The following is a 25,303-nucleotide window of genomic DNA, read 5'->3' as shown; positions in this document are numbered from 1 at the left end:
GGTTGAATCTGTGAGCCACGCGGCAAAACGGATATTCAGGAATGTTTCAGCATTATCGGGATCCCATCCGTAAAACTGTGATCCCTGCACGGTTGTAAATATAGTTCACCGTCTACGCTTTTGAACATTATTAATTTCAAAAATCATTTGTTCAATAGCGGAGCGATAATGACAGCACTTATCGAGGCGCGCGGGATCCAGAAACAGTTTTCCGGCGTTCCTGTATTGAAAAACATTGATTTCACTCTGCTTGCAGGACAGGTGCATGCCCTGATGGGCGGCAACGGCGCGGGGAAATCGACCCTGATGAAGATCGTCGCCGGCGTCGAAACCCCCGACGGCGGTGAACTTGCTATCGCCGGGCAGCCTTTTGCTCGCCTCAAGCCGGGGCAGGCGCACCAGCTGGGCATCTATCTGGTGCCGCAGGAGCCGATGCTGTTTCCGAATCTCAGCGTAAGGGAAAACATTCTCTTCCGTTTACCACGCGGGCAGGCCACCGGCCAGCGCCTTGCCGATAAGCTGGAACAGCTCCAGTGCCAGCTCAATTTAGAGGCCGCTGCCAGCACGCTGGAGGTGGCGGATCAGCAGATGGTGGAGATTCTGCGCGGGCTGATGCGCGAGGCGAAAATCCTGATCCTCGATGAACCGACCGCCTCGCTGACCCCGGGTGAAACGGAGCGCCTGTTTCGCCAGATCCGCGCCTTACAGGCCACGGGAGTTGGCATCGTCTTTATCTCCCACAAACTGCCAGAAATCCGCCAGCTCGCCAGCCACGTCTCGGTGATGCGCGACGGGGCCATCGTGCTGAGTGGCGAAACCGCGCAGTTTGATGACAACGCGCTGATCGCCGCGATGACCCCGGTCAGCCGCGATCAGGGCCTGAGCGATACGCAAAAATTGTGGCTGGCGCTGCCGGGCAATCGCCGCACCCAGGCCCAGGATTTCCCGGTGTTGCGGGTGGAGAGCCTCACCGGAGAAGGGTTTATCGATCTCAGCCTTGAGATCTACGCCGGGGAGATCGTCGGCCTGGCCGGGCTGGTGGGATCCGGGCGCACCGAGTTTGCCGAAACGCTGTACGGCCTGCGCCCGACGCGCGGAGGGAAGATCTGGCTCGAAAACCAGCAGATCGACAACGATCCGGTCAGCACCCGGCTGGAGAAAGGGCTGGTCTATCTGCCGGAGGACAGGCAGGTGTCCGGCCTGTTCCTTGATGCGCCGGTACGCTGGAATACGGTGGCGCTGAACGAACCCTCGCTCTGGCAGCAGCGTAAACGCGAGGCCGCAGTCGTGGAGCGTTATCATCGCGCGCTGGGGATCAAACTCAACGGCCCGGATCAGACGGTACGCACCTTGTCGGGCGGCAATCAGCAGAAGGTGCTGCTGGCGCGCTGTCTGGAGGCCAATCCGCTGCTGCTGATCGTCGATGAACCGACCCGCGGGGTGGATGTCTCGGCCCGGGCGGATATCTACCAGCTCATCAAAAGCGTGGCGGCGCAAAACGTGGCGGTGCTGATGATCTCCAGCGACATGGATGAGTTCCCGGGTCTGGCGGATCGGGTGCTGGTCATGCATCAGGGGGTGCTCAGCGGAGAACTGCCGCGCCACGCCGTCACTCTTGACCGGATGATGGCCCTGGCCTTCGGAGGACAGGCATGAAAACACTGCTCAAAAACCGCGAACTGAGTGCATTGCTGGCGATCCTGGCCCTGTTTGTGGTGCTGGTGGCCCTTAACCCGGCCTATCTCAGTTTGCAGACGCTGGGGATGATCTTTGCCAGCGCGCAAATCCTGATCCTGCTGGCGCTCGGGGCCGGGCTGGTGATGCTGACCCGTAACATCGACGTGTCGGTCGGCTCCATCGTTGGGCTGTGCGCCATAGCCGTCGGAGTGGCGCTAAATAATGGCTACGGCCTGCCGGTGGCCATTTTGTTTGCGCTGGCTATCGGGGCGGTGGCGGGTGCCTTCAACGGCCTGCTGGTGGTGGGGCTGCGCATTCCGGCGATTGTCGCCACCCTCGGCACGCTGGGGCTATGGCGTGGGGCGATGCTGTTGTGGACGGGCGGGAAGTGGATAGAAGGGCTGCCGTCGAGCCTGAAATCTCTGTCGGAGCCGGTCGCGCTTGGTATATCGCCGCTCGGCATTGTGGTACTGGTCATTGCCGCTCTCGGCGCGTGGACCCTGTCGCGCACCGCCTTTGGCCGCGATTTTTACGCCGTCGGGGATAACCTCGCTGCGGCCCGCCAGTTAGGCGTGGCGGTCAACCGTACCCGAATGGCGGCCTTTACCCTCAACGGCGTGCTGGCGGCCTGCGCCGGGATTGTGTTTGCCGCGCAGATTGGCTTTGTGCCCAACCAGACCGGCAGCGGGCTGGAGATGAAGGCCATCGCCGCCTGCGTGCTCGGGGGCATCTCTTTGCTCGGCGGTACGGGCACGTTAATCGGCGCGCTGCTGGGCGCTTTCTTCCTGACCCAAATCGACACCGTGCTGGTGCTGTTCCGCCTCCCGGCCTGGTGGAACGACTTTATCGCCGGATTAGTGCTGCTGGGGGTGCTGGTGCTCGACGGACGGTTGCGCCAGGCGCTGGCGCGTCATCAGCGGGCGCTGAAGTACAGCCGCTTTCAGCCGGGCAACAAAGGGGGGAAGCACGTCACCCCGTTTCGCAAACGCAACAAAGAGGTGGCGTAGATGAAGCTTAACTGGGAGTGGGCGCTGCTGCTGTTACTGGTGCTGGAGATCCTGCTGTTTGGCACCCTCAATCCGCGGATGCTCGACATCAATATGCTGCTGTTCAGCACCAGCGACTTTATCTGCATCGGCATTGTGGCACTGCCGCTGACGCTGGTGATCATCAGCGGCGGGATCGACATCTCGCTCGGCTCCACCATCGGTCTGTGCGCCATCGCGCTGGGGGTGATGATGCAGTCCGGCGTGCCGATGGCGGCGGCGATCCCGCTCACACTGCTGCTCGGGCTGCTGTGCGGCCTGTTCAACGCGGCGCTGATCCACTACACCGGCATCAGCCCGCTGGTGATCACCCTCGGCACGCTGTACCTGTACGGTGGCGGGGCGCTGCTGCTCTCGGGAATGGCTGGAGCAACCGGCTACGAAGGGATTGGCGGCTTCCCGGAGAGCTTCACCGCCTTTGCCAATCTGACGCTGCTGGGGCTGCCGATCCCCCTGGTGCTGTTCGCGGTGATCACCTTCTTCTTCTGGCTGATCGTCCACCGCGGGCGCTTTGGCCGCCACCTGTTTCTGATTGGACAAAACCCGCGCGCGGCACGCTATGCCGCGTTATCGGTCAACGGCATGCCCTATGCGCTGTATGGCCTGGTGGGCGTGGCCTCGGCGATTGCCGCCCTGGTGATGGTCTCCTATTTCGGCTCGGCGCGTTCTGATTTAGGGCGCGATCTGCTGATGCCCGCGCTTACCGCCGCGGTGCTCGGCGGGGCGAATATCTACGGCGGTTCAGGTTCGGTTGTGGGTACGGCGCTGGCGGCGTTGCTGGTGGGGTACTTACAGCAGGGGTTACAGATGGTCGGCATTCCCAACCAGGTGTCGAGCGCGCTGTCAGGGGCGCTGCTGGTTGTGGTGGTCATGGGGCGTTCGCTGAGTTTGCACCGTGAATGGGTGCGTTCTCTTCTCACAAAAAATACCCGGAGCGTAAGATGAAAATAAAACTGATAGTGCTGGCCGTGGCGTTAAGCGTGGCGACGGCGCAGGCGGCGGATCGCATCGCGTTTATCCCGAAACTGGTGGGGGTCGGCTTCTTTACCAGCGGCGGTAACGGCGCGAAAGAGGCGGGTAAAGAGCTGGGAACCGATGTCACCTACGATGGCCCGACCGAGCCGAGCGTCTCCGGGCAGGTGCAACTGATCAATAACTTCGTCAACCAGGGCTATAACGCCATTATTGTTTCAGCGGTCTCCCCCGACGGCCTCTGTCCGGCCCTGAAACGCGCCATGCAGCGCGGGGTCAAAGTGCTGACCTGGGACTCCGACACCAAACCAGAGTGCCGCAGCATCTACATCAACCAGGGCACCCCGGAACAGCTTGGCGGCCTGCTGGTGGATATGGCCTCGAAGCAGGTGACCAAACCGGCCGCCAAAGTGGCGTTCTTCTACTCCAGCCCGACCGTGACCGACCAGAACCAGTGGGTGAAAGAGGCGAAAGCCAAAATCGCCAAAGATCATCCTCAGTGGCAGATCGTCACCACCCAGTTTGGCTATAACGATGCCACCAAATCCTTGCAGACCGCCGAAGGGATCTTAAAAGCCTACCCGGATCTGGATGCGATCATCGCCCCGGACGCCAACGCCCTGCCAGCGGCAGCCCAGGCCGCCGAGAACCTGAAGCGCGAAGGGGTGGCGATTGTTGGTTTCAGTACGCCTAACGTGATGCGCCCGTACGTAGAGCGCGGCACGGTGAAAGCCTTCGGCCTGTGGGACGTGGTGCAACAGGGCAAAATTGCGGTCAATGTCGCCGATCGTTTGCTGAAAAAAGGCGATCTTAACGTGGGTGACAGCGTGGAGGTCAAAGATATCGGTGCCCTGAAGGTCGAGCCAAACAGCGTGCAGGGCTATCAGTATGAAGCGAAAGGCAATGGCATTGTGCTGCTGCCGGAGCGGGTGGTGTTCACCAAAGAGAACATCAATAACTACGATTTCTGACAGGGGGGAACATGGCTGATTTAGACGACATCAAAGAGGGTAAGAACTTTGGCCTCGACCGACCGCAGCAGAATGTGCCCTTTACGCTGAAGGGCTGTGGGGCGCTGGACTGGGGGATGCAGTCGCGGCTGGCGCGCATCTTCAACCCCGCCAGCAATCGCACGGTCATGCTGGCTTTCGATCATGGCTACTTTCAGGGGCCGACCACCGGGCTGGAACGTATCGATCTCTCCATTGCGCCGCTGTTTGCCGAAACCGACGTGCTGATGTGTACCCGCGGCATTCTGCGCAGCACCGTGCCGCCCGCGACCAACAAGCCGGTGGTGCTGCGCGCCTCGGGTGGCAACTCGATGCTCGGGGAGCTTTCCAACGAGTGCGTGGCGGTGGCGATGGAGGATGCCCTGCGCCTGAACGTCTGCGCGGTGGCGGCGCAGGTCTATATCGGCAGCGAATATGAGCACCAGTCGATCAACAACATCATCAAGCTGGTGGATGCGGGCAACCGCTACGGCATCCCAACCCTGGCGGTGACCGGGGTCGGTAAAGAGATGGCCCGGGATGCGCGCTACTTTTCGCTTGCCAGCCGCATCGCCGCCGAAATGGGGGCGCAGTTCGTCAAAACCTATTTTGTGGAAGAGGGCTTCGAGAAAGTGACTGCCAGCTGTCCGGTGCCGATTGTTATCGCCGGGGGCAAAAAACTGCCGGAACACGAGGCGCTGGAGATGTGTTTCCGCGCCATCGACCAGGGGGCGTCAGGCGTGGACATGGGGCGCAATATCTTCCAGTCCAGTGCCCCGCTGGCGATGCTTAAGGCGGTGAAGAAGGTGGTACACGAGAAGATGAGCGCCCGCGAGGCGTATCAGTTCTGGCAGGAGGAAAAACAGGGAGAAACACAATGAACGTGACGTTAGTGGAGATCAACATTAAACCGGATCGGGTGGACGAGTTCCTGGAGGTGTTTCGTGCCAACCATGAAGGGGCGATCCGGGAGCCGGGCAACCTGCGTTTCGACGTGCTTCAGGATCCGCGGGTGAAAACCCGGTTCTTTATCTACGAAGCTTACAAAGATGAAGAGGCGGTGCTGGCGCATAAGCAGACCCCGCATTACAAGGCGTGCGTGGAGAAGCTTGAAGATCTGATGTCGGAGCCGCGTAAAAAACGCTGTTTTGTCGGATTGATGCCGGAGTAGGGACGACGCACGGTGGCGCTGCGCTTACCGGACCTACAGACCCTTTTGGATCACGTAGGCCGGGCAAGCGCAGCGCCGCCCGGCGTCTTTTATGCTTCAGCCACACTCACCCGCAACGCAGCCAGCGCCTGACGGGCCGCTTTCAGCACCATCTCACACTGCTCAATGGTCAGCGTCAGCGGCGGTTCAATGCGAATGGTCTTCGAGTTGTTGAGTGTGCCTGCCACCAGGACTCGCTGGCGGAACATCTCACTCGCGAAGCTGTAGCCGGTTTCGTTATCGACAAACTCAATCGCCATCAGCATCCCTTTGCCGCGCGCGTCCTGCACCAGATCCGGGTATTCACGTCCCAGCTGGCGGAAGCCATCCAGCAGCATGTCGCCTTTCTGCTCCGCCTGGGCGGGCAGGTTCTCCTCCAGCAGCACGTTAATGGTTGCCAGCGCCGCGGCGCAGGCCAGCGGGTTGCCGCCAAAGGTGGTGGTGTGCAGGAAAGGATTGTCGAACAGCACCGAGAACACCTCTTCGGTGGCGACCGTGGCGCCGATTGGCATTACGCCGCCGCCCAGCGCTTTGGCCAGACAGAGGATGTCCGGTTGCACGTTCTCGTGCTCGCAGGCAAACATCTTGCCGGTACGCCCCATGCCGGTCTGTACTTCATCCAGGATCAGCAGCGCGCCAAACTCATCGCACAGCTGACGCACCGCAGGCAGGTAGCCCGCTGGTGGCAGGATCACCCCACCTTCGCCCTGGATAGGCTCGAGGATCACCGCCGCCACGTCGTCGCCGGTTTTACGGCATTCAGAAAGCGCAGAGCGCATGGCGTTGATGTCGCCGAACGGCACGTGACGGAAGCCCGGCAGCAGCGGCATAAAGGGTTTACGGAAGGCAGATTTTGCCGTTGCAGAGAGCGCACCTAACGACTTGCCGTGGAAGGCGCCGCTGGTGGCAATAAACGTGAATTTCCCGCGCGGCGACTGGTAGGCTTTGGCGAGTTTGATCGCCGCTTCCACCGATTCCGTGCCGCTGTTACAGAAGAAACTGTATTTGAGTTTACCCGGCGTCAGTGCCGCCAGCGTTTTTGCCAGCATCGCCCGCAGGGGATCCAGCAGTTCCTGGCTATGAAGGGGTTGTTTTGCAAGCTGATTTTGTACGGCGGAAACCACTACTGGATTACGGTGCCCCACGTTGAAAATACCAAATCCACCCAGGCAATCTACAAACTCTTGTCCCTGAGTGTCGACAAGCGTATTAAGACTTCCCGCCTGCCACTCTACGGCTCCGTAATCCCCGCCTGCTGTTACAGATTTTCTGTATTCCAAAAACCCGGGATTCACATGTTCTTTGAAGTAATCAATCACCTCGCGGTTAAGTTGTTTCATCTCCTCATGATCAAGCGTTCGCTTCTCAATGAGATTCAGTGCGTGCGCGGTACAGGCAAGAGCCGATGCGCTGGAGGGTAACCTGTTCAAGATGTGCTCCCGGGAATGGCGTATCACATGATACTGGATTAAGTATTGCAGGCTTTGCGCCACATCCGGTGAGGGGGCAAAAATCGGGATAAACGCCAGGTTAAAATAATGTTACACAATATTTAATCATGCGAAACGGGGTTTCTGCGATAACGCGATGGAGCTTTGTCATATCAGAATGCGCTTTTGCAGTGCATTCGCCCTGTTTTAGTGCGAAAGGACGTTAAGCAGGCGGAGCGGGCGATCCTCCTTTGGGAGTAGTTTCACAGCGAAACCATTTAATATCAATACATTAGGAAAACACACAAAAAATGCGGTTTAGTTGCGTTTTGCGATCTGAGGCATGTTTAACAACTAAAGATAAAACCATTAACGCCGAAAAAACGTTAAGTCAAAAAAATAACATTCAAGTAACCTGCAAGGGATGCCTATGTCGCCTCAACAATTTGTCACACAGTGTGAGTACCCGCTGAAAGATGACACCACGCTCATGTCCACCACCGATCTGCACAGCTACATTACCCAGGCCAATGACACCTTTGTCCAAGTAAGTGGTTACTCCCTGGATGAACTGGTGGGTCAGCCGCATAACCTCGTTCGCCACCCTGACATGCCAAAAGCCGCTTTCGCCGACATGTGGTACACCCTGCAACAGGGCGAACCCTGGAGCGGGATCGTGAAAAACCTGCGGAAAAATGGCGACCACTACTGGGTGCGCGCGAACGCGGTGCCGATGGTACGCAACGGCCAGACCACCGGCTATATGTCCATCCGCGTGAAAGCCACCCCGGACGAGATTGCCGCAGCCGAACCTCTTTATAAGGCACTCAACGAAGGGCGCAGCAAAAAACGGGTGCATAAAGGGCTGGTAGTGGCGAAAGGCTGGACCGGCAAGCTGCCCGCGATGCCGCTGCGCTGGCGGGTACGTAGCGTGATGGCCGCGCTCTTCCTGGTGCTGGCGGGCGCGCTGTTCGCCACCGGTGCGAGCTGGGCGGCGCTGGGCGTCAGCGCGTTAGTCATGCTGCTGGGAACCCTGCTGTTTGAGCAACAGATTGTGCGTCCGGTCGAAAACGTCGCCCGTCAGGCGCTGAAGGTGGCGACCGGCGAGCGTAATAGCGTTGAACATCTTAACCGCAGCGACGAGCTGGGGCTGACCCTGCGCGCCGTCGGGCAACTCGGGCTAATGTGCCGCTGGCTAATCAATGATGTCTCCAGCCAGGTCATTAATGTGCGTGACGGCAGCGACCAGCTGGCGAAGGGGAATGATGACCTTAACGATCGTACCCACCAGACGGTATCGAACGTGAAGCAGACCGTTGAGACGATGAATCAGCTGGCAATGACGGTGCAGAACAACACCCGTACCGCCGTCGATGCCGATAAGCTCTCCATTGCCGCCAGCGATGCGGCCACCCAGGGCGGGCACGCGATGCAAACCGTGGTGAACACCATGGACGAAATTGCCGACAGCACCCAGCGTATCGGCTCTATCACCAAGCTGATTAACGACATCGCTTTCCAGACTAACATCCTGGCGCTGAATGCGGCCGTGGAAGCGGCCAGAGCGGGCGAGCAGGGGAAAGGCTTTGCCGTGGTCGCCGGGGAAGTGCGCCATCTGGCCAGCCGCAGCGCCAGTGCCGCCAACGATATCCGCAAGCTCATCGACGCCAGCGCCAGCAAAGTGATGTCGGGTTCCGAGCAGGTGCATGCCGCCGGACGCACAATGGACGATATCGTGGAGAAGGTACAGAACGTCACCCGGCTGATCGCCGAGATCAGCCACTCGACGTCGGAGCAGGCCTCCGGGCTGTCGGAGCTGACCCGTGCCGTGGCCGAGCTGGACTCTATTACCCAGAAAAACGCAGCGCTGGTCGAAACGAGCGCCCAGGTCTCTGCGATGGTGAAACACCGGGCGAAACGTCTGGAAGATGCCGTCACCGTGCTTCACTGAGTCAGTAACGTTCCAGAAAAGCCGTTTGCTCCCGCCGGAGTGAGCGGCTTTTTTATTTGTTAATTTGTAATTATTTATATGGCTGAGTGTTAATTTAATATTAAATAATTAAAAAAACAGATCAGGTAATTATCCCCGCCTGCGTTAGTTTTCCCCAATGAGCCGTCAAAAATACCGCTTCAGAGGGTTACATAACGATCGATGAGCAGAAATTAATAGTCTGCGCCTATCCATAGTTTCTTTCACGAAAGAAAAAAGCGATCAAACTCATAAAGTTAGCCCTAAAGTTACCGATAACGCTGATCGTCTGAGAAATAATCACATCGATGGAGTAAATATGTTCTTGCATGACGTAAAGATCGGCACGAAATTATTTCTGGCGTTTGGGTTCTTTATTGTCCTGATGGGGATAAGCGCGAGTTTATCTCTGTTGAGCCTTAACCGGGCGAATAACGGGATGCAATCCATTATCACCAGCGATTATCCAACAACGGTAAAAGCGAACCAGTTAATTGAAAACTTCCAGGAATTTATTGGCACCCAACAGCTCATGTTGCTGGATGACCAGGGCAAGTACCGGGAGCAGTCAGAGCAGAAGCTGAAGACGATCAGCGAGCGTATCACCCTGATCCTCGGCGATCTGAACAAGGCCTTGCAGGATAAAGCGTCCCAGCAGGTATTGTCCGATATCAGCGGGGTACGCCAGCAATATCTCGATTCCCGCTATCGCATCCTGCAGGCGGTGCAGAACAACGATCGGGCGGGGGCGATTCAGGAGATGATGACCAACACCCTCAGCCTGCAGCAGGCCTACAAGGCAAAAGTGCAGGAGCTGATTGCCATTCAGGACAAAGAGATGCAGCGCGCAGGCGTGGAGGTGAACGGCGATTTCAGAAGCAACCGCCTGCTGCTGATCCTGATCACCCTGTTCAGCGTGGCGGTAGGCAGCCTGATGGGGTGGTTTATCGTGCGCTCGATTACCCGTCCGCTGGGCCAGGCGGTCAATATTGCCCAGTCCATTGCTGATGGCGATCTCACCGGCAGCATCGCGTCACACGGTAAAGACGAAACCGGTCAGCTGCTCACTGCGCTGATGGAGATGAAAAACCGTCTGCTGGAGATTGTGCAGCAGGTGCAGTTCGGCTCGGAAAATATCTCAACCGCGGCGGCGCAGATTGTGGCGGGTAACCAGGATCTGGCTGCACGAACGGAAGAGCAGGCCAGCTCCGTGGAACAGACAGCAGCGTCGATGGAGCAGATCACCGCGACGGTGAAAAATACCGCCTCGCACACCGGTGAAGCCACCAGCCTCTCTGCGGATGCGGCCAAAGTGGTTAAAAATAACGGCGAGATGATGAAGCAGGTGACCAGCAAAATGCGCCTGATTAACGAAACCTCCAACCGGATGTCCGACATCATCAACCTGATCGACTCCATTGCCTTCCAGACCAATATTCTGGCGCTGAATGCGGCGGTAGAGGCGGCTCGTGCGGGTGAACATGGTCGTGGTTTTGCGGTCGTGGCCGGTGAAGTTCGCCAGCTGGCCCAGAAGAGCGCCACCTCTGCCAGTGAAATCCGCCAGCTGATTGAAAGCTCCACCAGCCAGACCCAGGACGGGATGGCGCTGGTGGAAAAAGCCAGCGGACTGATTAATGGCATGGTGGGTAACGTCGAGGAGATGGATGTCATCCTGCGGGAGATCCGCCAGGCAAGCCATGAACAGACGGAAGGCATCTCGCAGATCAACAGTGCGATTGGCCTGATTGACGCCACCACCCAACAGAACTCCGCCCTGGTGGAAGAGTCTGTTGCGGCGGCCTCATCCCTGAATGAACAGGCGCTGAACCTGAAAGATCTGGTGAAAGTGTTCCGCGTTCGCGCAGAAGCCACCGCTTAATCCATCTGGGATATTTCCAGCGCCGCGCGGTCGATCACGCCGATAATCTGTTTGATCTGCGCGTCGCTGGTCTCTTCCTGATTCACCTTCAAATCCAGCACGGCCTTGAAGTTATCCAGCGCCCGCTTCATCTGCGGGTTTTTACGCAGCTGGAACCCCACGCAGCGCGCTTTGACGCGCTCCTGAATGTGCTCCAGATGCTCCAGGTTTTCATCCAGCCACTGCTGCCCGGCAAGGGTTATCTCAATCTTTTTACGGCCGTTCTCCTCTTCCGCGAGGGTGATGAATTGCTGATCCTGCAAAAAATCGAGCGTCGGATAGATCACGCCCGGACTGGGGGTGTAGTTGCCCTGAGTCAGGGTCTCGATCGCCTTTATCAGCTCGTAACCGTGGCTGGCGTTGCGGGTCAGGATATCGAGGATCACCAGCCGTAATTCGCCGTGACCAAAGAAACGCTGACGGCGTCCGCCGCCATGATGGTGTTCGCCGCCCCGTCCGCGGTGCGCGTGATGATGGTTGTCGCTGCCATGAGAGTGTCGCATCGTCTTTCTCCGTATTTTTGATATATCTAATTTATATCTAAAATTCGTTAAGTAGCAATGCTGACAGGGTTTATTTATTTAAATTGATGATATTAAACGATTTAAATATCGCATTTATCCCCGGCGTGCGCAATCGCAGACTATATCAAAAAAATTCTTGCAATCCGGTTTAATAGCAATCATTATCATTTGACTTTCATTTTAGATATATCGTTTTCACTTTCACGAAGGCTAATTATGACAACTTCCCGCTACCCCCAACGTGTCCGTAACGACCTGCGCTTCCGCGAGCTAAACGTGCTTCGCGTTGAGCGCGTGAGTGCCGGTTTTCAGCGTATCGTGTTAGGCGGCGAGGCACTGGAGGGCTTTAGCTCCCGCGGCTTCGACGACCATTCCAAAGTTTTTTTCCCGGAAAAGGGGTCAACCTTTGTTCCACCGGTGGTCACGGATGAGGGCGTGGACTGGGGTAACGGCGTGCGTCCGCAGGCGCGGGATTACACCCCGCTGTATGACGCGGCCCGCCATGAGCTGATACTCGATTTCTTTATTCACGATGGTGGGGTAGCCAGCAACTGGGCTGTGGACGCAAAGCCGGGCGATACGCTCTCTATCGGCGGCCCGCGCGGTTCGCTGGTGGTGCCGGAAGATTACGCCTGGCAGCTGTACGTCTGCGATGAGTCGGGTATGCCCGCGCTGCGCCGCCGTCTGGAGGCCCTGCGCGCGCTGCCGGTGCGCCCGGAGGTGCATGCCGTAGTCACCGTGGGCGATGCCGCCTGTCAGGACTACCTGGCGCATTTAAGCGAGTTCAACATCACCTGGGTGGTGGGACATAACGAGCAGGCGGTGGCAGATCATCTGGCGACGCTCAGCGTGCCGGCGGAGGATTACTTCATCTGGCTGACCGGGGAAGGGAAGGTGGTGAAAAACCTGAGTCGCCTGTTTGAAACCGACGCCATCGATCAGAAGCTGGTGCGTGCCAGCGCTTACTGGCACGCCAAATAATCAGGCCACGTCGTCGAGCTGCGCTTCGCTGACCTGATGTTCGAGCGAGGCGCGCACCTCGTGCAGGGCCTTCTCCTGCTGGGCAAAGTAGGCTTCCATATTGCTCAGTGAGGAGACCAGCAGCCAGGACTCCTCTTTTTCCAGCTCCGCCAGCTCGCTCACCAGGGTGTCGATCTGTTCGCGAACCTGGGCCATCTTTTTGCGAATTCGCGTCAGATCGTTCAGCCTGTCGCTGGCCATCATCGGCTCCAGCCCCTGATGCAGACGGGCCACCAGCGAGCGAATCGCTTTCACGTCGCCACGCTGCTTCGCCTGGTTCAACTGCACCATCATGGCGTTCGCCTCTTCCTTCAGATCGTCAGCCACCAGATCCGGGTGACAGAGCTTGCTCGCCTGGCGCCAGAGCCGTTTTAACTCGTTCTGATCCTCTTCGGACAGGTCTTTGCCCTTGCGCAGGCGGATCTCCGCTTCATGCTGCTGCTCGCGGTATTTTTCGTACTCCTCATTGGCCTCGTCCCGCGCCTGACGGGCAGGCTCCTCTTCGCGGGTCAGGCCCGTCTCCAGCTCCTGGGCTTCGGCCAGCAGGTTGGCAATCAGGTTGCTTTGCTGCTGCAGATGCTTGCGCGCCGTGGCGGCCTGCACCGAGTCGGCGGGCAGATCGCGCCAGTGTCGGGTCAGGGTGGTCAGCACCTCCACCGCCTGGGCGACATACTGCTGGCAGCGGCGATAGTCCGCTTCCCGACGGCGCGCCTCTGCCTGCTGGCGGCGCAGATTCAGCTCCGCCAGGGTTTTACGCAGAGCGAGGATGTGGCTCATCAGCGGGCCGAGACGGGTGAGATAAAGGTCGTTGAATTCATCCAGCTGCTGAACGCGGGCGTTACGGCGATCGATGAGATCGCGCAGGCGCTCTTCCAGCGCTTTCAGCTCCAGCTTGCTGGCGGCCAGCTGTGGATCGCGCCAGGGGGTGACGGCACGCTGGCTTTGCAGCCATGCAGTAATGGCCGCCATCGCCCGGGTGTAGTTTTTTTGCTCAAGCGCCACGACGATCGCCAGCAGCTCATCGTCAAAGGCTTCGCTTTTTAACCGTGCCAGCTGACTCTCGATGATGTCGTCATCTTCCAGTTCAATGGCATTTTTAATGATTTCCAGCCGTTTGATCGGTGTGCTCATGATGCTTTTCGCTTTTGCGCTTAAGTATTTGAGTTAAGGATAGTTGTCAGGAAAACAACAGGGAATAATACACATGTCTGATGAATGGCGCGACGGGGGAATGCGTTAATTATGTATATGAGGAGGCGATGACCTCATATATTTGAATAACCACTCTGGAGAAAATGGAAACTGGGGAGCAACCGCGTCTCGGGCGTCGGGTCCGGCGGAGCTTAATAACGCCCCCGGAGAGTTAAATATGATCTCATCTAAAACAACAGCTGTTCGTGAATACGCCGCTCATGCCCTGGAAAACATAACGGCCTTTGCCTGGTTCGTGAGTTATGCGGAAGTTCTTACTCAGTCAGACACGTTATTTGAAGGTGATAACCACAAAGCAGAATATCAGCAGGTCTGGTTCGAGCTGGAAATCCTTAATGCTCTGGCTTTATCCCAGTGGGAAGAGGACGGGTGCCCTGTTAACTGGAAAGCGCAGTGGGACTCCGACTATAAACACGATGCTGCTCATCTGACGAAAACGCTTCTGAACCTGTTGCAGTAGCGTCACGCCTCCGCCCCCCTGAACTACTACTTTTCGCAGTTTTTCATAAATCCTGCTTATAGTTACTCAACGGTATTTTAACGATTCTGAATTATCTTTTGTGGTCAAATATTTCGCTTAAGTAACATAAAATGAAATTTTATGTCTAAGTTGTAGGTGGCTAATGGCGAAAAGTGGAGAAATTGCGTTATCTGTCGATAAGCTTGTAGATAGTATTAGCTCTACGTAATATGCATTAGAATATTCAATAAACAAATATTAGCGTCAGCTAAGGCGAGAGGGGGAAAGGGGGATGATGGTTAGTAACCACTCACTCCTTTTGCGTGTTCCTACTCCCACAACACTGTTGTCCCTGGCAAAGTCATGCAGGAAACAAAAATACTGACTTGTGAATCACGAGTAATACCATGAAAAATTATGATGATTTGCAGCGTTTTAAGGATAAAACGCGCACGGGTGACATTAACTTCAAGGACCTGTCGGCGCAAAACAAACAGGTGTCGAACAGCGGCTGGGCGATTATCAACCAGCTCGCAGGTGTGGACAGTGATGCGGCGCTGGCTAAGGCTGGCAGCGTTGCGGTGCCCGTGCCGCAGGCCATGAAACCCGGCGAACTGGATGCTGCTTTTGCCAGCCTGACGAAGACGCCTGCGGCAGAGCCTGTCGGTTCAGCCCCGTCTATCCTGCAAAGCCTGAGTCATGACAAGGCAGAGAACGCGGCGCAGACGCAGCGTCATCCGGCGGCTCCTTCTCTGTTTGAACAGCTGCACCCGGAGGTGACGCCCCACGCGAGCATGAAAGAGACGCCTGTTGCGGCGGCACCTTCCGCATTCCATCCCGCACCTGCGCTCGCGCCAGCACCAGCACCTGCTCAAGCAGTGGCCCCGCTGCATGCGTCAGCACCAGCACCTGCTCAAGCAGTGGCCCCGCTGCATGCGTCAGCACCAGCGCAAGCGCCTGCTGAAGCAGTGATCCCGCCGAAACCGGCGGAGCCGGTGCGCTTTGATCAGCTGTTCGCGACCAAAACATCCGGGCGCGCCAGCCATCCGGTGAAAGATCTTCCGTTACAACCGCTCCTGGAGAAAATCGCTTCATGCCGTTAGTGTGTATTTGCTCGCCAAAAGGCGGAGTAGGGAAAACCACGGTCACGGCCAACCTCGCTTATGCTCTGGCACGTTCCGGCAATAAAGTGCTGGCCATTGACTTCGATGTGCAGAACGCACTGCGTCTGCATTTTGGCGTGCCATTGTCTGACGGGCGCGGCTACGTTGCGCGTGCCAATGAGTCGGCAGACTGGAGCCAGTCGGTGTTGACGGCGGGCAGCAATATGTTCGTCCTGCCCTATGGCGAAGTGACGGAAGAGCAGCGCCTGATCTTTGAGCATAACCTCACCAGTGACAGCAATTTCCTGGCGCGAGGCTTAAGCTCCCTGCTGAACTATCCGGGGCTTATCATCCTGGCCGATTTCCCTCCAGGGCCGAACCCGGCGCTGAAGGCGATCTCCCCGCTGGCCGATATGCATCTGGTGACCCTGCTTGCCGACACGGCTTCACTGTCCCTGCTGCCCCACATTGAAAACCACCGGCTGACCGGCGGCGAACCGCCAAATAACAAGGCCGGATACTATTTCCTGGTGAACCAGAGTGACAACCGGCGGCATATCAGCCGTGACGTCACTGCCTTCTTACAGCAACGCCTCGGTGACCGCCTGCTTGGTGTGATCAACCGGGATGAAAGCGTGCCTGAGGCCAATGCCTCACAGCAATCGATACTGGATTTCAGTGCCACCTCAGCGGCGGCGTTTGATATCGAGCTGGTGAGTAAGCGTATCGCAGGTATTTTGGGTATCCAGGTAGGGGACGGTGCCGTGCACGCCAATCTGAGAACCTCCGGTTTCTGACGACAATTTCAGGACGTCCTATGAAAAAGGCGCTGTTTTATCTACTGCTATTGGTCTTAGCACCCATCGCCGTATTAATTATTATCACCCCAATGGATAGCCAGAAGCAGTATATCTTCGGCTTAATCAGCATTGGGGCGCTGCTGCTTTTGAGCTTTAGCAAGCATCACCGGGTATCAATAATAATGATGGTGGTGGCGGTATTAATGTCCACCCGATATATCTGGTTCCGTGCCACGCAGACACTGCACTTTAATTCCGAAATAGAGGCCATACTGGGGATCGGGTTATTTCTTGCCGAACTCTACATCTGGATAGTCATTATTCTGAGTTATCTGCAAAACCTGTTTCCTCTTGAGCGCAAGATTGTGCCGCTGCCCGAGGATATGTCGCTGTGGCCGACGGTGGATATCTATATCCCGTCCTACAACGAAAGTCTGGACGTGGTGCGCGATACCGTGCTGGCTGCGCAGTGCCTGGACTACCCGGCAGACAAGCTCAAGATCTACCTGCTCGATGACGGTAAGCGCAACGAATTCGCGGTGTTTGCTGCTAACGTCGGGGTAGGGTACATCACGCGTAACGACAACTCCCACGCCAAAGCGGGTAACCTCAACCACGCCATGAAGCTCACCAAAGGCGAGCTGATCTGCGTCTTTGACTGCGACCACGTGGCGACCCGTATCTTCCTGCAGGCGACGGTAGGGGCCTTCCTGCAAGATCCAAAACTGGCGCTGATGCAGACCCCGCACTATTTCTACTCGCCCGATCCGTTCGAGCGTAACCTCTCTGCGGGCCGCGATATTCCTAACGAAGGCCAGCTGTTCTACGGACAGATCCAGCGCGGTAACGATAACTGGAATGCCACCTTCTTCTGCGGCTCCTGTGCGGTGATCCGTCGCAGCGCGTTAGAAGAGATTGGCGGCTTTGCGGTAGAAACCGTAACCGAAGATGCCCACACCGCGCTGAAGATGCAGCGTCTGGGCTGGAAGTCGGCCTATCTCAATATCCCGCTGGCGGCAGGGCTGGCCACCGAGCGTCTGGTGGTACACGTCATTCAGCGTACCCGCTGGGCGCGCGGCATGACGCAGATTTTGCGTGTCGATAACCCTCTGTTTGGCCGTGGCCTGAAGTGGCAGCAGCGTCTTTGCTATCTGAACGCCATGCTCTCGTTCCAGTTTGCGCTGCCGCGCGTGGCGTTCCTGACTGCGCCGCTGGCTTACCTGCTGTTTAACCTGAACATTATTCACTCCTCGGCGAGTCTGATTTTCGCCTATATGTTGCCGCACCTGTTCCTCTGTATTTATGTGAACTCGCGGGTCAACGGGCGTTTCCGCTACAGCTTCTGGGGGGAGATCTACGATCTGGTGCTGGCCTTCCACCTGGTGTTGCCGACGGTAATTACCTTGATCTTCCCGAAACGCGGCAAGTTCAACGTAACCGATAAAGGCGCGCTGCTGGACGTGGGCTATTTCGATTTCAGTATCGTTCGTCCGCATCTGATCATTGCCGTGTTGCTGGCAGCAGGTGTGATTGCCGGTATTGTGCGTGCCGTGGGTCATGACTACTTCGGGGTGGACCCGATGGTTATCGCCCTTAACGTCGGCTGGGGTGTCTACAGCCTGATCTTCCTGCTGGCCGCCATTGCCGTGGCGCGGGAGACGCGCCAGACGCGTAAAACCATCCGTATTGATGCCAACGTGCCGGTGGTGATCCACTACGCCAGCGGGATCTCCTCGCGCAGCCATACCCTGGATTTATCCATGGGCGGCTGCCGTATTGCGGTGGTGGACGAGCGTCACAAGACCGATGAAATCGAAGAGATTGAGCTGCAGCTACAGTCCGGGGCCATCAGTATTCCGGTAAGCGTGATTGCGTACGATGAGCAATACATTCGCCTGATGTTTGACGAAATCCCGCTGGACCGCCGTCGCGAACTGGTGCGCGTGGTACTGGCCCGTGCCGATGCATGGATCAACCCGCCAAAACCGCAGGACAACCCGTTCCGCTCGTTGTTTATCATTGTTCGCAGCGTATTCGATCTGTTCTGGCTGACCTGGAAAGACCGTCGTGAAAAGCGTCGTCATCGCCATGAGAACGCACGCCGCGCGAATAAAGCCAACGAGGATACTGCTGTATGAAAGGGATGACCCGTAAAGCACTGCAGATGCTGCTGATGTTTGGCGTGCTGGTGCAGCCAGTGACGGCGGAAGAACAGACCACCGTGGAATCGTTGCTGCCGGTGGATCTCCCGCCGCCGGTGACGGATGCATCGCAGCCCGCTGCGGATGCGGTACCCGCTGCTGATGCAGCGCCTGCAGCGCCTGCTGCGGCCGACGCGGCCCCGGCCACGTTGCCGGCTCCCGACACGCTGCCCGCGTTCCAGACTCCGCCGGTCGCGGAAACGACGCCAGCACCCGAGGCCACGCCAGTACCCGAGGCCGCGCCAGCGGCCCCGACGGGTATCACCCCCGGCACCACCAGCAGCATCACCGTTGCCCAGATGGGGCAGCCGAACGGCGTGGTGTTGAGCGGCGGCCAGTTGCAGGGCGGGATCGATTTTACCCTCTCGGCAGACCAGGTGATCACCAACGCGCAGCTGGAGCTGAACCTGAAGGTCTCCCCGGCGATGGCGGCCCGCAACACCACCCTGCAGCTGATGCTCAACGGCCAGCCGCTGGGGACGGTGCCGCTCGGCTCCGCCGACAGCAATGTCTCAAGCTATCAGCTGGATGTTCCGGCGGCGATGGTGGTATCACGCAACAACATCAGCTTTAAAATCAACGACGGCGATGCGCTGCTGTGCCAGCGCGATCTGTCCGACAGCTATCAGGTCACCATCATGCCGAACACGCGGCTGGATCTGGAGGCGCAGCAGTTGAACATTGCTGCGGATCTGAGCCATTTCCCGCGCCCGTTCCTTGATGAAATGCAGATGACGCCGACCACGCTGACCTTCGCGTTCCCGGCCAAAACTCTGCCGGAGCAGGTTGGCGCCGCGGCGCTGATCGCCTCCTGGCTGGGTATCGAAGCGGATTATCGCGGCATCGCCTTCGATGCGTTACATGACCAGCTTCCCGAGAAAAACGGCATCCTGTTTGGTAAACCGGGCGAGTCCATCGGCGGGTTAACCCTGCCAGCCTCGAACGGGGCTACGCTGCAGGTCGTCGATAACCCGGCCAACCCGATCTACAAGCTGCTGCTGGTGGTGGGCAATAACGAACAGCAACTGAAAAGCGCCGCGTGGCGTCTGACCCGCGGACAGTTCACCGCCCAGACCACCAGCCTGCCGGTTGAAGCGCAGAATATCCCGGTCAGCAAACCTTATGATGCCCCGCGCTGGATCTCGACCGATCGTCCGGTGCTGCTGAGCGAGCTGATGCGTAAGGATCAAAGCCTGACGGTAACCGGCATCTGGCACGAACCGCTGACCCTGGCATTCCGTGCCGCGCCCGATCTGTTTATGTGGGATGGCGACACCATTCCGCTGAAAGTGGGCTATCGCTTCCCGACTGAAAGCTGGATTGACGAGCAGCGTTCGTACCTGTCGATGACCTTCAACGGCGCGTTCCTGCGCAACCTGCCGGTCAACAAACAGGGGCTGCTCGAATCCCTGTGGCATAAGCTCGGCGGTGATGCGCGTCAGGAGAATGTCGAGGTGCCGCTGGAGCCGTACCTGATTTACGGCGACAACCAGCTGCAGCTCTATTTCAACATCCAGACCAAAGAGGCCGCGCCGTGCAGCGTGCTGCTCAATAACAACATCAAGAGCCGTATCGACGAAGACTCAAGCATCGACCTGAGCAAAACGCGCCACTTTACGTTGCTGCCGAATCTCTCTTATTTCGTCGGCGCCTCGTTCCCGTTCACCCGTCTGGCAGACTTCTCGCAGACGGTGCTGCTGCTGCCGGAGAACCCGAGCGAAAGCGAGATCAGCACGCTGCTGGATCTCTCTGCTCGCTCCGGGAACGCCACCGGCACCGCGCTGAACAACAACCGCGTGATGTTTGGCCTGCCGTCCGGTGGGGCGAACCTGCTGCGCCTGAGCCAAAGCGACGTGCTGGCGGTCTCCTCGCTGGATCAAACCGCCTTTAACCGCGCCCTGCTGGCCCAGTCGCCGTTCGTCAGCAACGAGCACACCTTTGGCGTGCGCGAACCCAAACTGTGGGAAAAAGCGCAACGTCTGCTGGAGGGCGACTGGAATGCGTCGGGCGTCGATGCCGACCGCTACTTCTCGTCGAACGAATCCTGGCGCGGTTTTGTCAGCTTCCGCTCCCAGTGGAACCCGGAACGCCTGGTGGTGATGGCGATTGGCAGCGACGACGCTCAGCTTTCGCGTCTGCATACCGATCTTAACTCCGCCCGCATCAACGCCGGGATCCGCGGCGATACCGCGATCATCACCGATGAGAACGGCGTGCGCAGCTTCCGCGTCGGCCCGCAGTTCCCGAGCGGCCAGATGCCCTGGTACATGATGGTGGTGTGGTATGCCACGCAGCACTCCGCCATGCTGGCGATTTTTGGACTGCTGTTCGCGACGATTATTGGCCTGAGCCTCTACTCGTTACTGAAAAAACGCGCGTACAAACGTCTTAACCCACAGGATTCAGATCGTGAGTAAGGGTGGTAACACTATGCAAAATAAAAACAAAACCGCCGGACATCTGCCTGTAATTTGCCTGTTCAGCGGGCTGGCGATCGGGGGCATCCAGGGTGCCCAGGCGGCGGATGCCGCGCAGTCGGCCAATAACCCGGCGCTGAAAGCGTTATTCGATCAGGCCAACTACTGGCACGAAAAGTCTCACGACAATCTGGCGATGGAATCGCTGAAAAAAGTGCTGATGGTGGATGCCAACAACACCCAGGCGTTGTACCTGATGGCGCTCTGGTCGCAGCAGGCTGGCGACATCAAAGGGGCGGCCCAGTGGCGCGAGCGCTTGACGGCGGTCTCGCCGCAGGATGCGAATTTGCAGGCGCTGGATAACGCCAAACAGATGCAGCAGGTGCCGCGCGGTCAGCTGGAGCTGGCCCGTCAGCAGGCGCGTAGCGGCAATGTTCCCGCCGCGCTGGCCACCTGGCAGAGCCTGTTTACCGGCAACCAGCCGCCACCGAGCCTGGCCCCGGAATACTATCTCACCATGGCGGGGGATAAGTCCCTCTATCCGCAGGCGGTGAGTGAGCTGCGCCAGCTGCGCGTTCAGTATCCGCAGGATAACAACGTCAAAATCGCGCTGGGCAAAGTGCTGACCTATCAGGAAAGCACCCGTCGCGAGGGGATGAACATCCTGCAGGATCTGGCGAGCGGCAGTCAGGACGCGGATAAATCCCTGCGTCAGGCCCTGCTGTGGCTGGGGCCGCAGGCGGGCGACGAAGCCTATTACCAGACCTACCTCCAGCGCCATCCGAACGATACCGCGGTGCAGGATTACTACCGCAAGAGCATCGGCGGCGCGGCTAAAGGTGAAGGCTATGTGGCGCTGAACAGCGGCAATACCGATACCGCCCGCAGCCAGTTTGAGCAGGTGCTGAAGGCTAACCCGGAAGATGCTGATGCCCTGGCCGGGATGGGTTATGTGGCCTTGCGCAAGGGCGACTACGCCGCAGGCGCGCAGTACCTGAACCGCGCGGCCAGCCTGGGAGGAACGGCCTCTGAGGAGCGCAAGCAGCAGGCGCAGGACGCCGAATTCTACGGCCAGCTGGCGCAGGCGCAGGCGGCCTACAAGCAAGGCAACGTCAGCCAGGCGTTGGCTCTGAGCGCACCCCTGACCCAGCGCAGCGGCGAGCAAGGGGCAGCGGCGAAGCTGTTCCGGGCCGACGTCCAGCGACATAACAAAGACTACACCGCGGCAGAACAGACGCTGCGCGGCCTGCTGAACGAGCAACCGAATAACGGCTCGGCGCGGGAAAACCTCTATTACGTCCTGCGCGAGCAGAACAAAACCGCCGAAGCCCAGGCGATGTTGCAGACCCTGCCCGCCAGCCTGCAGGCGAGGCTGCAGCCGCGTGTCTCTGGCGGTAACCCGACCGATCCGCTGCGTCGTCAGGCACAGCAGGCGGCGGCCAACGGCGATGCGCAGCGTGCCATCGCCCTGTTACAGCAGGGTACGGCCCGCTATCCGTCCGATCCCTGGCTGCGCCTGGATTTAGCCCGTCTGCTGCAGAAGCAGGGGCGCAGCGCAGAGGCGGCCAACGTGATGATGCCAGCGTTCCGGCCGAACGCCAGCAACAGTGAACTCTACGCTGCTGCTCTGTTCGCCAGCGAAAACAACGCCTGGCAGCAGTCGCAAACGCTACTGTCGCGCATTCCGGCCTCCAGCCAGAACGGCGATATGCGTGAGCTGTCGCAGCGGGTGAATTACAACCTGCAGATGGACGTTGCGGAGCGCTATCTGGCGCAGGGCGACCGGACCGCGGCGGCTAACACCCTGAAAGCGCTGGCGGCGCGTCCTCCACTAAGCCCGGCGGATGCCGGCAAGCTGGCGCGAATGTTGGCCCAGAGCGGCGATGTCACCACCGCGGTGAGCGTGGTGCACGACAACATGCGCCGCGGCGTGCAGGGTAACGCCGGGGATTATGCCGATCAGGTTGCGGTCCTGAACCAGGCCGGACTGGGCAGCGAAGCCCAGGCCTGGCTTGCCAGCCCGGAATTGCAGTCGCGCAGCACCCCGACCCAACTGGCGAGCATTCGCAACGGTTACGTGATCAACGAAGCCGATCGCCTGCGCGTGCAGGGCAACTACGCGGCGGCCTATGACAAGCTGATTCGCGCCATGCAAAACGATCCGCAGAATACCGATCTGATGTTTGCCATGGCCCGCGTGTATCAGTCCGGCAAGATGAACAAAGAGGCCGGGGTGGTCTACGACTACCTGATGACCCGCGATACGCCGCAGCAGGATGCGCGTGCCGGGGCAATCGATGTGGCGCTGGCCAGCAACAACGTGGATAAAGCGAAGCAGCTGACCGCCGGGCTGACCAACGACAGCACCCCGGAACGGTTGCTGCTGCTGGCCCGTGTCTCCGAGGCCGAAGGCAACCACCAGCAGGCGATGAGCTATCTGCGCACCGCGCGCGGCAAGCTGCTTGGCCTGCAGAACAACAACGGCGAAACGGCGCCGATGCTGGGTGGTCTGGCCCTGGCCGACAACCCGTTTGTCGGCACGTCCAGTACGGGCGAGGCGTCGCCGTCGCTCTACGGCCAGGCCATGCCGTGGCAGGTGGCGCAGCTGGCACGTAATCCAGAGACCGCCCCACCGGGCACTATGCGTACCGATCTGCCGGTAGAGACTGCTCAGGCGGGCACGCTGCGTCAGGTGGATAACATGATGGAGATGCTGGTCGATAAAACCGCCACCTGGGCGCGGGGATCCACCTCCCTGCGCGCGCGTGACGGCGAAGAGGGGCTGAGCAAGCTCACCGAGATCAAGGCGCCGCTGCAGTGGTCCACCGTGCCGTTTGGCGATTCGCGTCTGGATGTTAACGTGACGCCGATCAGCCTCGATGCCGGAACCTCGTCCGATGAATCCAGCCGTCGGTTTGGTACCGGGGCGCTGATTCAGGGCGTCGTGGCCGAGGAGCTGTATAACGCCTCCACCACCACGCCGCCTGAGCTGCCGAACATCGACAAAATCAAGGTGCCGTCACAAGGCTCGCAAAGTGCGCAGGGCGTTGAAGTGGCGATGGCGCTTACCGGCGAGCAGTACAAAATTGATGTCGGCTCCACGCCGCTGGGCCAGGATCTGAACACCCTGGTGGGCGGCGTACAGTGGTCGCCGCAGCTGACGGATTACCTCAAGCTGATACTAACCGGCGAGCGTCGCGCGGTGGTGGACAGCCTGCTGTCGTATGTCGGGGTGGAAGACAAATACAGCGGCAAGAAGTGGGGCCAGGTCACCAAAAACGGCGGTAGCGCCCAACTGAGCTACGACAATACCGATGCAGGCTTCTACGCCGGATTTGGCGTGTATGACTACATCGGTGAGAACGTGCCGAGCAACACCAGCGTCAACGGCTCGGCGGGGGTCTATTTCCGTCCGTTCTATGCTGCCGATCGCGAGTTAAAAGCCGGCATCAACATGAACTACATGAACTTCGACAAAAACCTGAGCTACTTCAGCTACGGTCAGGGGGGCTATTTCAGCCCGCAAGACTATATCAGCGTCTCCTTCCCGGTGGATTACACCCAGAAGTTCGACAACTGGAAGCTGGGCTTAGGCGCGTCGGTGGGGTATCAGTCCTATTCGCAGGATGAGAGCCCGTACTTCCCGACGGATAAGGCCATGCAGAACCAGCTGGAAGATTACGTGGCCCGTGGGTTCGCCAAAGAGGACCATTACAAAGGCAGCAGCGAGAACGGCCTGGGATATACCCTGCGCGCGTCAACGGATTACAAACTGAATAAAGACATGACCATCGGCGGGCAGGTGGGGTATGACACCTTTGGTGATTACAACGAAAGTACCGCGAGCCTCTACTTCCGTTATCTTCTGGGGAATAAGTGATGAATGACCAACAGCTTTTGCAGTATTACCAGCATCAACAGACGCAGTCCGGTTGGTTTTCGCTGATCCACGTGATGATTGAGAGTATGGTAGCGAACGTCGGCGAAGCGCAGAGCCGCTCGTTCCTCGTGCAGATGGGCGACTCGCTGGGCGAGCGTTTCCCGCTGGCGCTGGCCCACACGGTGGGGGAGCTTGAAGCGCAGATCAATGCCCGGCTCGCAGCCTTTAACTGGGGCTATATTGATATTGATGCCAGCGAGACGGCGATCCGCATCGCGCATACCGCGTTACCGATTCCGCCAGAAGAGTCAAAGCAGATGGCGTGGAACCACGCTTTCAGTGCGGTGCTGGAGGGGCTGTACGCCCGCTGGCTGCGCGAGCAGGGCGGAAAATCACACGTATCACTGTGGCGGGAGGCATCCCCCTCGGCTACGGTTATCCATTTCAGATATCAAAATAATCAATAAGGATCGGC

19 protein-coding genes are annotated in these 25,303 nt (G+C 58.6%); 16 read left to right on the top strand and 3 right to left on the bottom strand.

The annotated features are described in order from the left end of the window. The first annotated feature begins 168 nt into the window (after window positions 1-168). The 6 genes from lsrA to lsrG are packed head-to-tail and all read left to right on the top strand — an operon-like array spanning window position 169 to window position 5,855. Window positions 169-1,656 (top strand): autoinducer 2 ABC transporter ATP-binding protein LsrA, encoded by a 1,488-nt coding sequence (gene lsrA, locus ABIE02_RS15285; RefSeq protein WP_336994968.1) that lies wholly within the window; start codon window positions 169-171, stop codon window positions 1,654-1,656. Continuing rightward, window positions 1,653-2,684 (top strand): autoinducer 2 ABC transporter permease LsrC, encoded by a 1,032-nt coding sequence (lsrC, locus tag ABIE02_RS15280; RefSeq protein WP_077226331.1) that lies wholly within the window; start codon window positions 1,653-1,655, stop codon window positions 2,682-2,684. The genes lsrA and lsrC overlap by 4 nt, the downstream gene beginning before the upstream one ends. Further along, complete coding sequence (lsrD, locus tag ABIE02_RS15275; RefSeq protein WP_077226332.1) at window positions 2,685-3,668, top strand: autoinducer 2 ABC transporter permease LsrD; 984 nt, start codon at window positions 2,685-2,687, stop codon at window positions 3,666-3,668. Then, a complete protein-coding gene (gene lsrB, locus ABIE02_RS15270; RefSeq protein ID WP_059307137.1) occupies window positions 3,665-4,666 on the top strand; it encodes an autoinducer 2 ABC transporter substrate-binding protein LsrB in 1,002 nt (333 codons plus the stop codon). The genes lsrD and lsrB overlap by 4 nt, the downstream gene beginning before the upstream one ends. 11 nt (window positions 4,667-4,677) lie before the next feature. Then, window positions 4,678-5,565, top strand: coding sequence for a 3-hydroxy-5-phosphonooxypentane-2,4-dione thiolase (gene lsrF, locus ABIE02_RS15265; RefSeq protein ID WP_032614286.1), 888 nt, complete (start codon window positions 4,678-4,680; stop codon window positions 5,563-5,565). Then, window positions 5,562-5,855 carry a (4S)-4-hydroxy-5-phosphonooxypentane-2,3-dione isomerase gene (gene lsrG / locus ABIE02_RS15260; RefSeq protein ID WP_032614283.1) on the top strand — a complete coding sequence of 98 codons (294 nt, stop codon included), beginning with the start codon at window positions 5,562-5,564 and terminating at the stop codon, window positions 5,853-5,855. The genes lsrF and lsrG overlap by 4 nt, the downstream gene beginning before the upstream one ends. Window positions 5,856-5,944: 89 nt before the next feature. On the opposite strand, the gene ygjG is transcribed toward lsrG, so the two are convergent. Then, window positions 5,945-7,324 (bottom strand): putrescine aminotransferase, encoded by a 1,380-nt coding sequence (ygjG, locus tag ABIE02_RS15255; RefSeq protein WP_186371766.1) that lies wholly within the window; start codon window positions 7,322-7,324, stop codon window positions 5,945-5,947. 430 nt (window positions 7,325-7,754) lie between these two features. On the opposite strand from ygjG, the gene ABIE02_RS15250 reads away from it, so the two are divergent. Together ABIE02_RS15250 and ABIE02_RS15245 are read left to right on the top strand one after the other, a co-directional pair. Further along, window positions 7,755-9,275, top strand: coding sequence for a methyl-accepting chemotaxis protein (locus ABIE02_RS15250; RefSeq protein WP_103792811.1), 1,521 nt, complete (start codon window positions 7,755-7,757; stop codon window positions 9,273-9,275). 337 nt (window positions 9,276-9,612) lie between these two features. Then, complete coding sequence (locus tag ABIE02_RS15245; RefSeq protein ID WP_032614275.1) at window positions 9,613-11,172, top strand: methyl-accepting chemotaxis protein; 1,560 nt, start codon at window positions 9,613-9,615, stop codon at window positions 11,170-11,172. Here ABIE02_RS15245 and ABIE02_RS15240 read toward each other — a convergent pair. Further along, window positions 11,169-11,714, bottom strand: coding sequence for a PadR family transcriptional regulator (locus ABIE02_RS15240; RefSeq protein ID WP_336994969.1), 546 nt, complete (start codon window positions 11,712-11,714; stop codon window positions 11,169-11,171). The two genes, ABIE02_RS15245 and ABIE02_RS15240, sit on opposite strands and share 4 nt — an antisense overlap. A 237-nt stretch (window positions 11,715-11,951) precedes the next feature. Between ABIE02_RS15240 and ABIE02_RS15235 the strand changes: the two genes are divergently transcribed. Further along, window positions 11,952-12,716, top strand: coding sequence for a siderophore-interacting protein (locus tag ABIE02_RS15235; RefSeq protein ID WP_144883270.1), 765 nt, complete (start codon window positions 11,952-11,954; stop codon window positions 12,714-12,716). Here ABIE02_RS15235 and ABIE02_RS15230 read toward each other — a convergent pair whose 3' ends face one another. Next, window positions 12,717-13,886 carry a DNA repair protein gene (locus ABIE02_RS15230; protein WP_117386364.1) on the bottom strand — a complete coding sequence of 390 codons (1,170 nt, stop codon included), beginning with the start codon at window positions 13,884-13,886 and terminating at the stop codon, window positions 12,717-12,719. A gap of 238 nt (window positions 13,887-14,124) precedes the next feature. Between ABIE02_RS15230 and ABIE02_RS15225 the strand changes: the two genes are divergently transcribed. The 7 genes from ABIE02_RS15225 (at window position 14,125) to bcsD (ending at window position 25,295) form a co-directional block, all read left to right on the top strand. Continuing rightward, on the top strand, window positions 14,125-14,427 hold the full coding sequence (locus ABIE02_RS15225; protein WP_336994970.1) for a hypothetical protein: 303 nt from the start codon (window positions 14,125-14,127) through the stop codon (window positions 14,425-14,427). A gap of 407 nt (window positions 14,428-14,834) precedes the next feature. After that, window positions 14,835-15,530 (top strand): cellulose biosynthesis protein BcsO, encoded by a 696-nt coding sequence (bcsO, locus tag ABIE02_RS15220; RefSeq protein WP_230431033.1) that lies wholly within the window; start codon window positions 14,835-14,837, stop codon window positions 15,528-15,530. Next, window positions 15,521-16,327: a cellulose biosynthesis protein BcsQ gene (gene bcsQ / locus ABIE02_RS15215; RefSeq protein ID WP_032614263.1), complete on the top strand. Its 807-nt coding sequence runs from the start codon at window positions 15,521-15,523 to the stop codon at window positions 16,325-16,327. Before bcsO ends, bcsQ begins: the two co-directional genes overlap by 10 nt. A gap of 20 nt (window positions 16,328-16,347) precedes the next feature. After that, window positions 16,348-18,468 (top strand): UDP-forming cellulose synthase catalytic subunit, encoded by a 2,121-nt coding sequence (gene bcsA, locus ABIE02_RS15210; RefSeq protein ID WP_103792815.1) that lies wholly within the window; start codon window positions 16,348-16,350, stop codon window positions 18,466-18,468. Further along, window positions 18,465-20,948: a cellulose biosynthesis cyclic di-GMP-binding regulatory protein BcsB gene (gene bcsB / locus ABIE02_RS15205; RefSeq protein ID WP_336994971.1), complete on the top strand. Its 2,484-nt coding sequence runs from the start codon at window positions 18,465-18,467 to the stop codon at window positions 20,946-20,948. The genes bcsA and bcsB overlap by 4 nt, the downstream gene beginning before the upstream one ends. A 13-nt stretch (window positions 20,949-20,961) precedes the next feature. After that, a complete protein-coding gene (locus tag ABIE02_RS15200; RefSeq protein ID WP_336994972.1) occupies window positions 20,962-24,828 on the top strand; it encodes a cellulose biosynthesis protein BcsC in 3,867 nt (1,288 codons plus the stop codon). Then, window positions 24,828-25,295 (top strand): cellulose biosynthesis protein BcsD, encoded by a 468-nt coding sequence (gene bcsD, locus ABIE02_RS15195; protein WP_032614257.1) that lies wholly within the window; start codon window positions 24,828-24,830, stop codon window positions 25,293-25,295. The genes ABIE02_RS15200 and bcsD overlap by 1 nt, the downstream gene beginning before the upstream one ends. The last annotated feature ends 8 nt before the right edge of the window (window positions 25,296-25,303 follow it).

The organism is Leclercia sp. 1548, from assembly GCF_050435045.1.
Classification (GTDB): Bacteria; Pseudomonadota; Gammaproteobacteria; order Enterobacterales; family Enterobacteriaceae; genus Enterobacter; species Enterobacter adecarboxylatus.
Note: the sequence above shows the minus strand (reverse complement) of the source record. Positions and strands in the feature narration are given on the sequence as shown.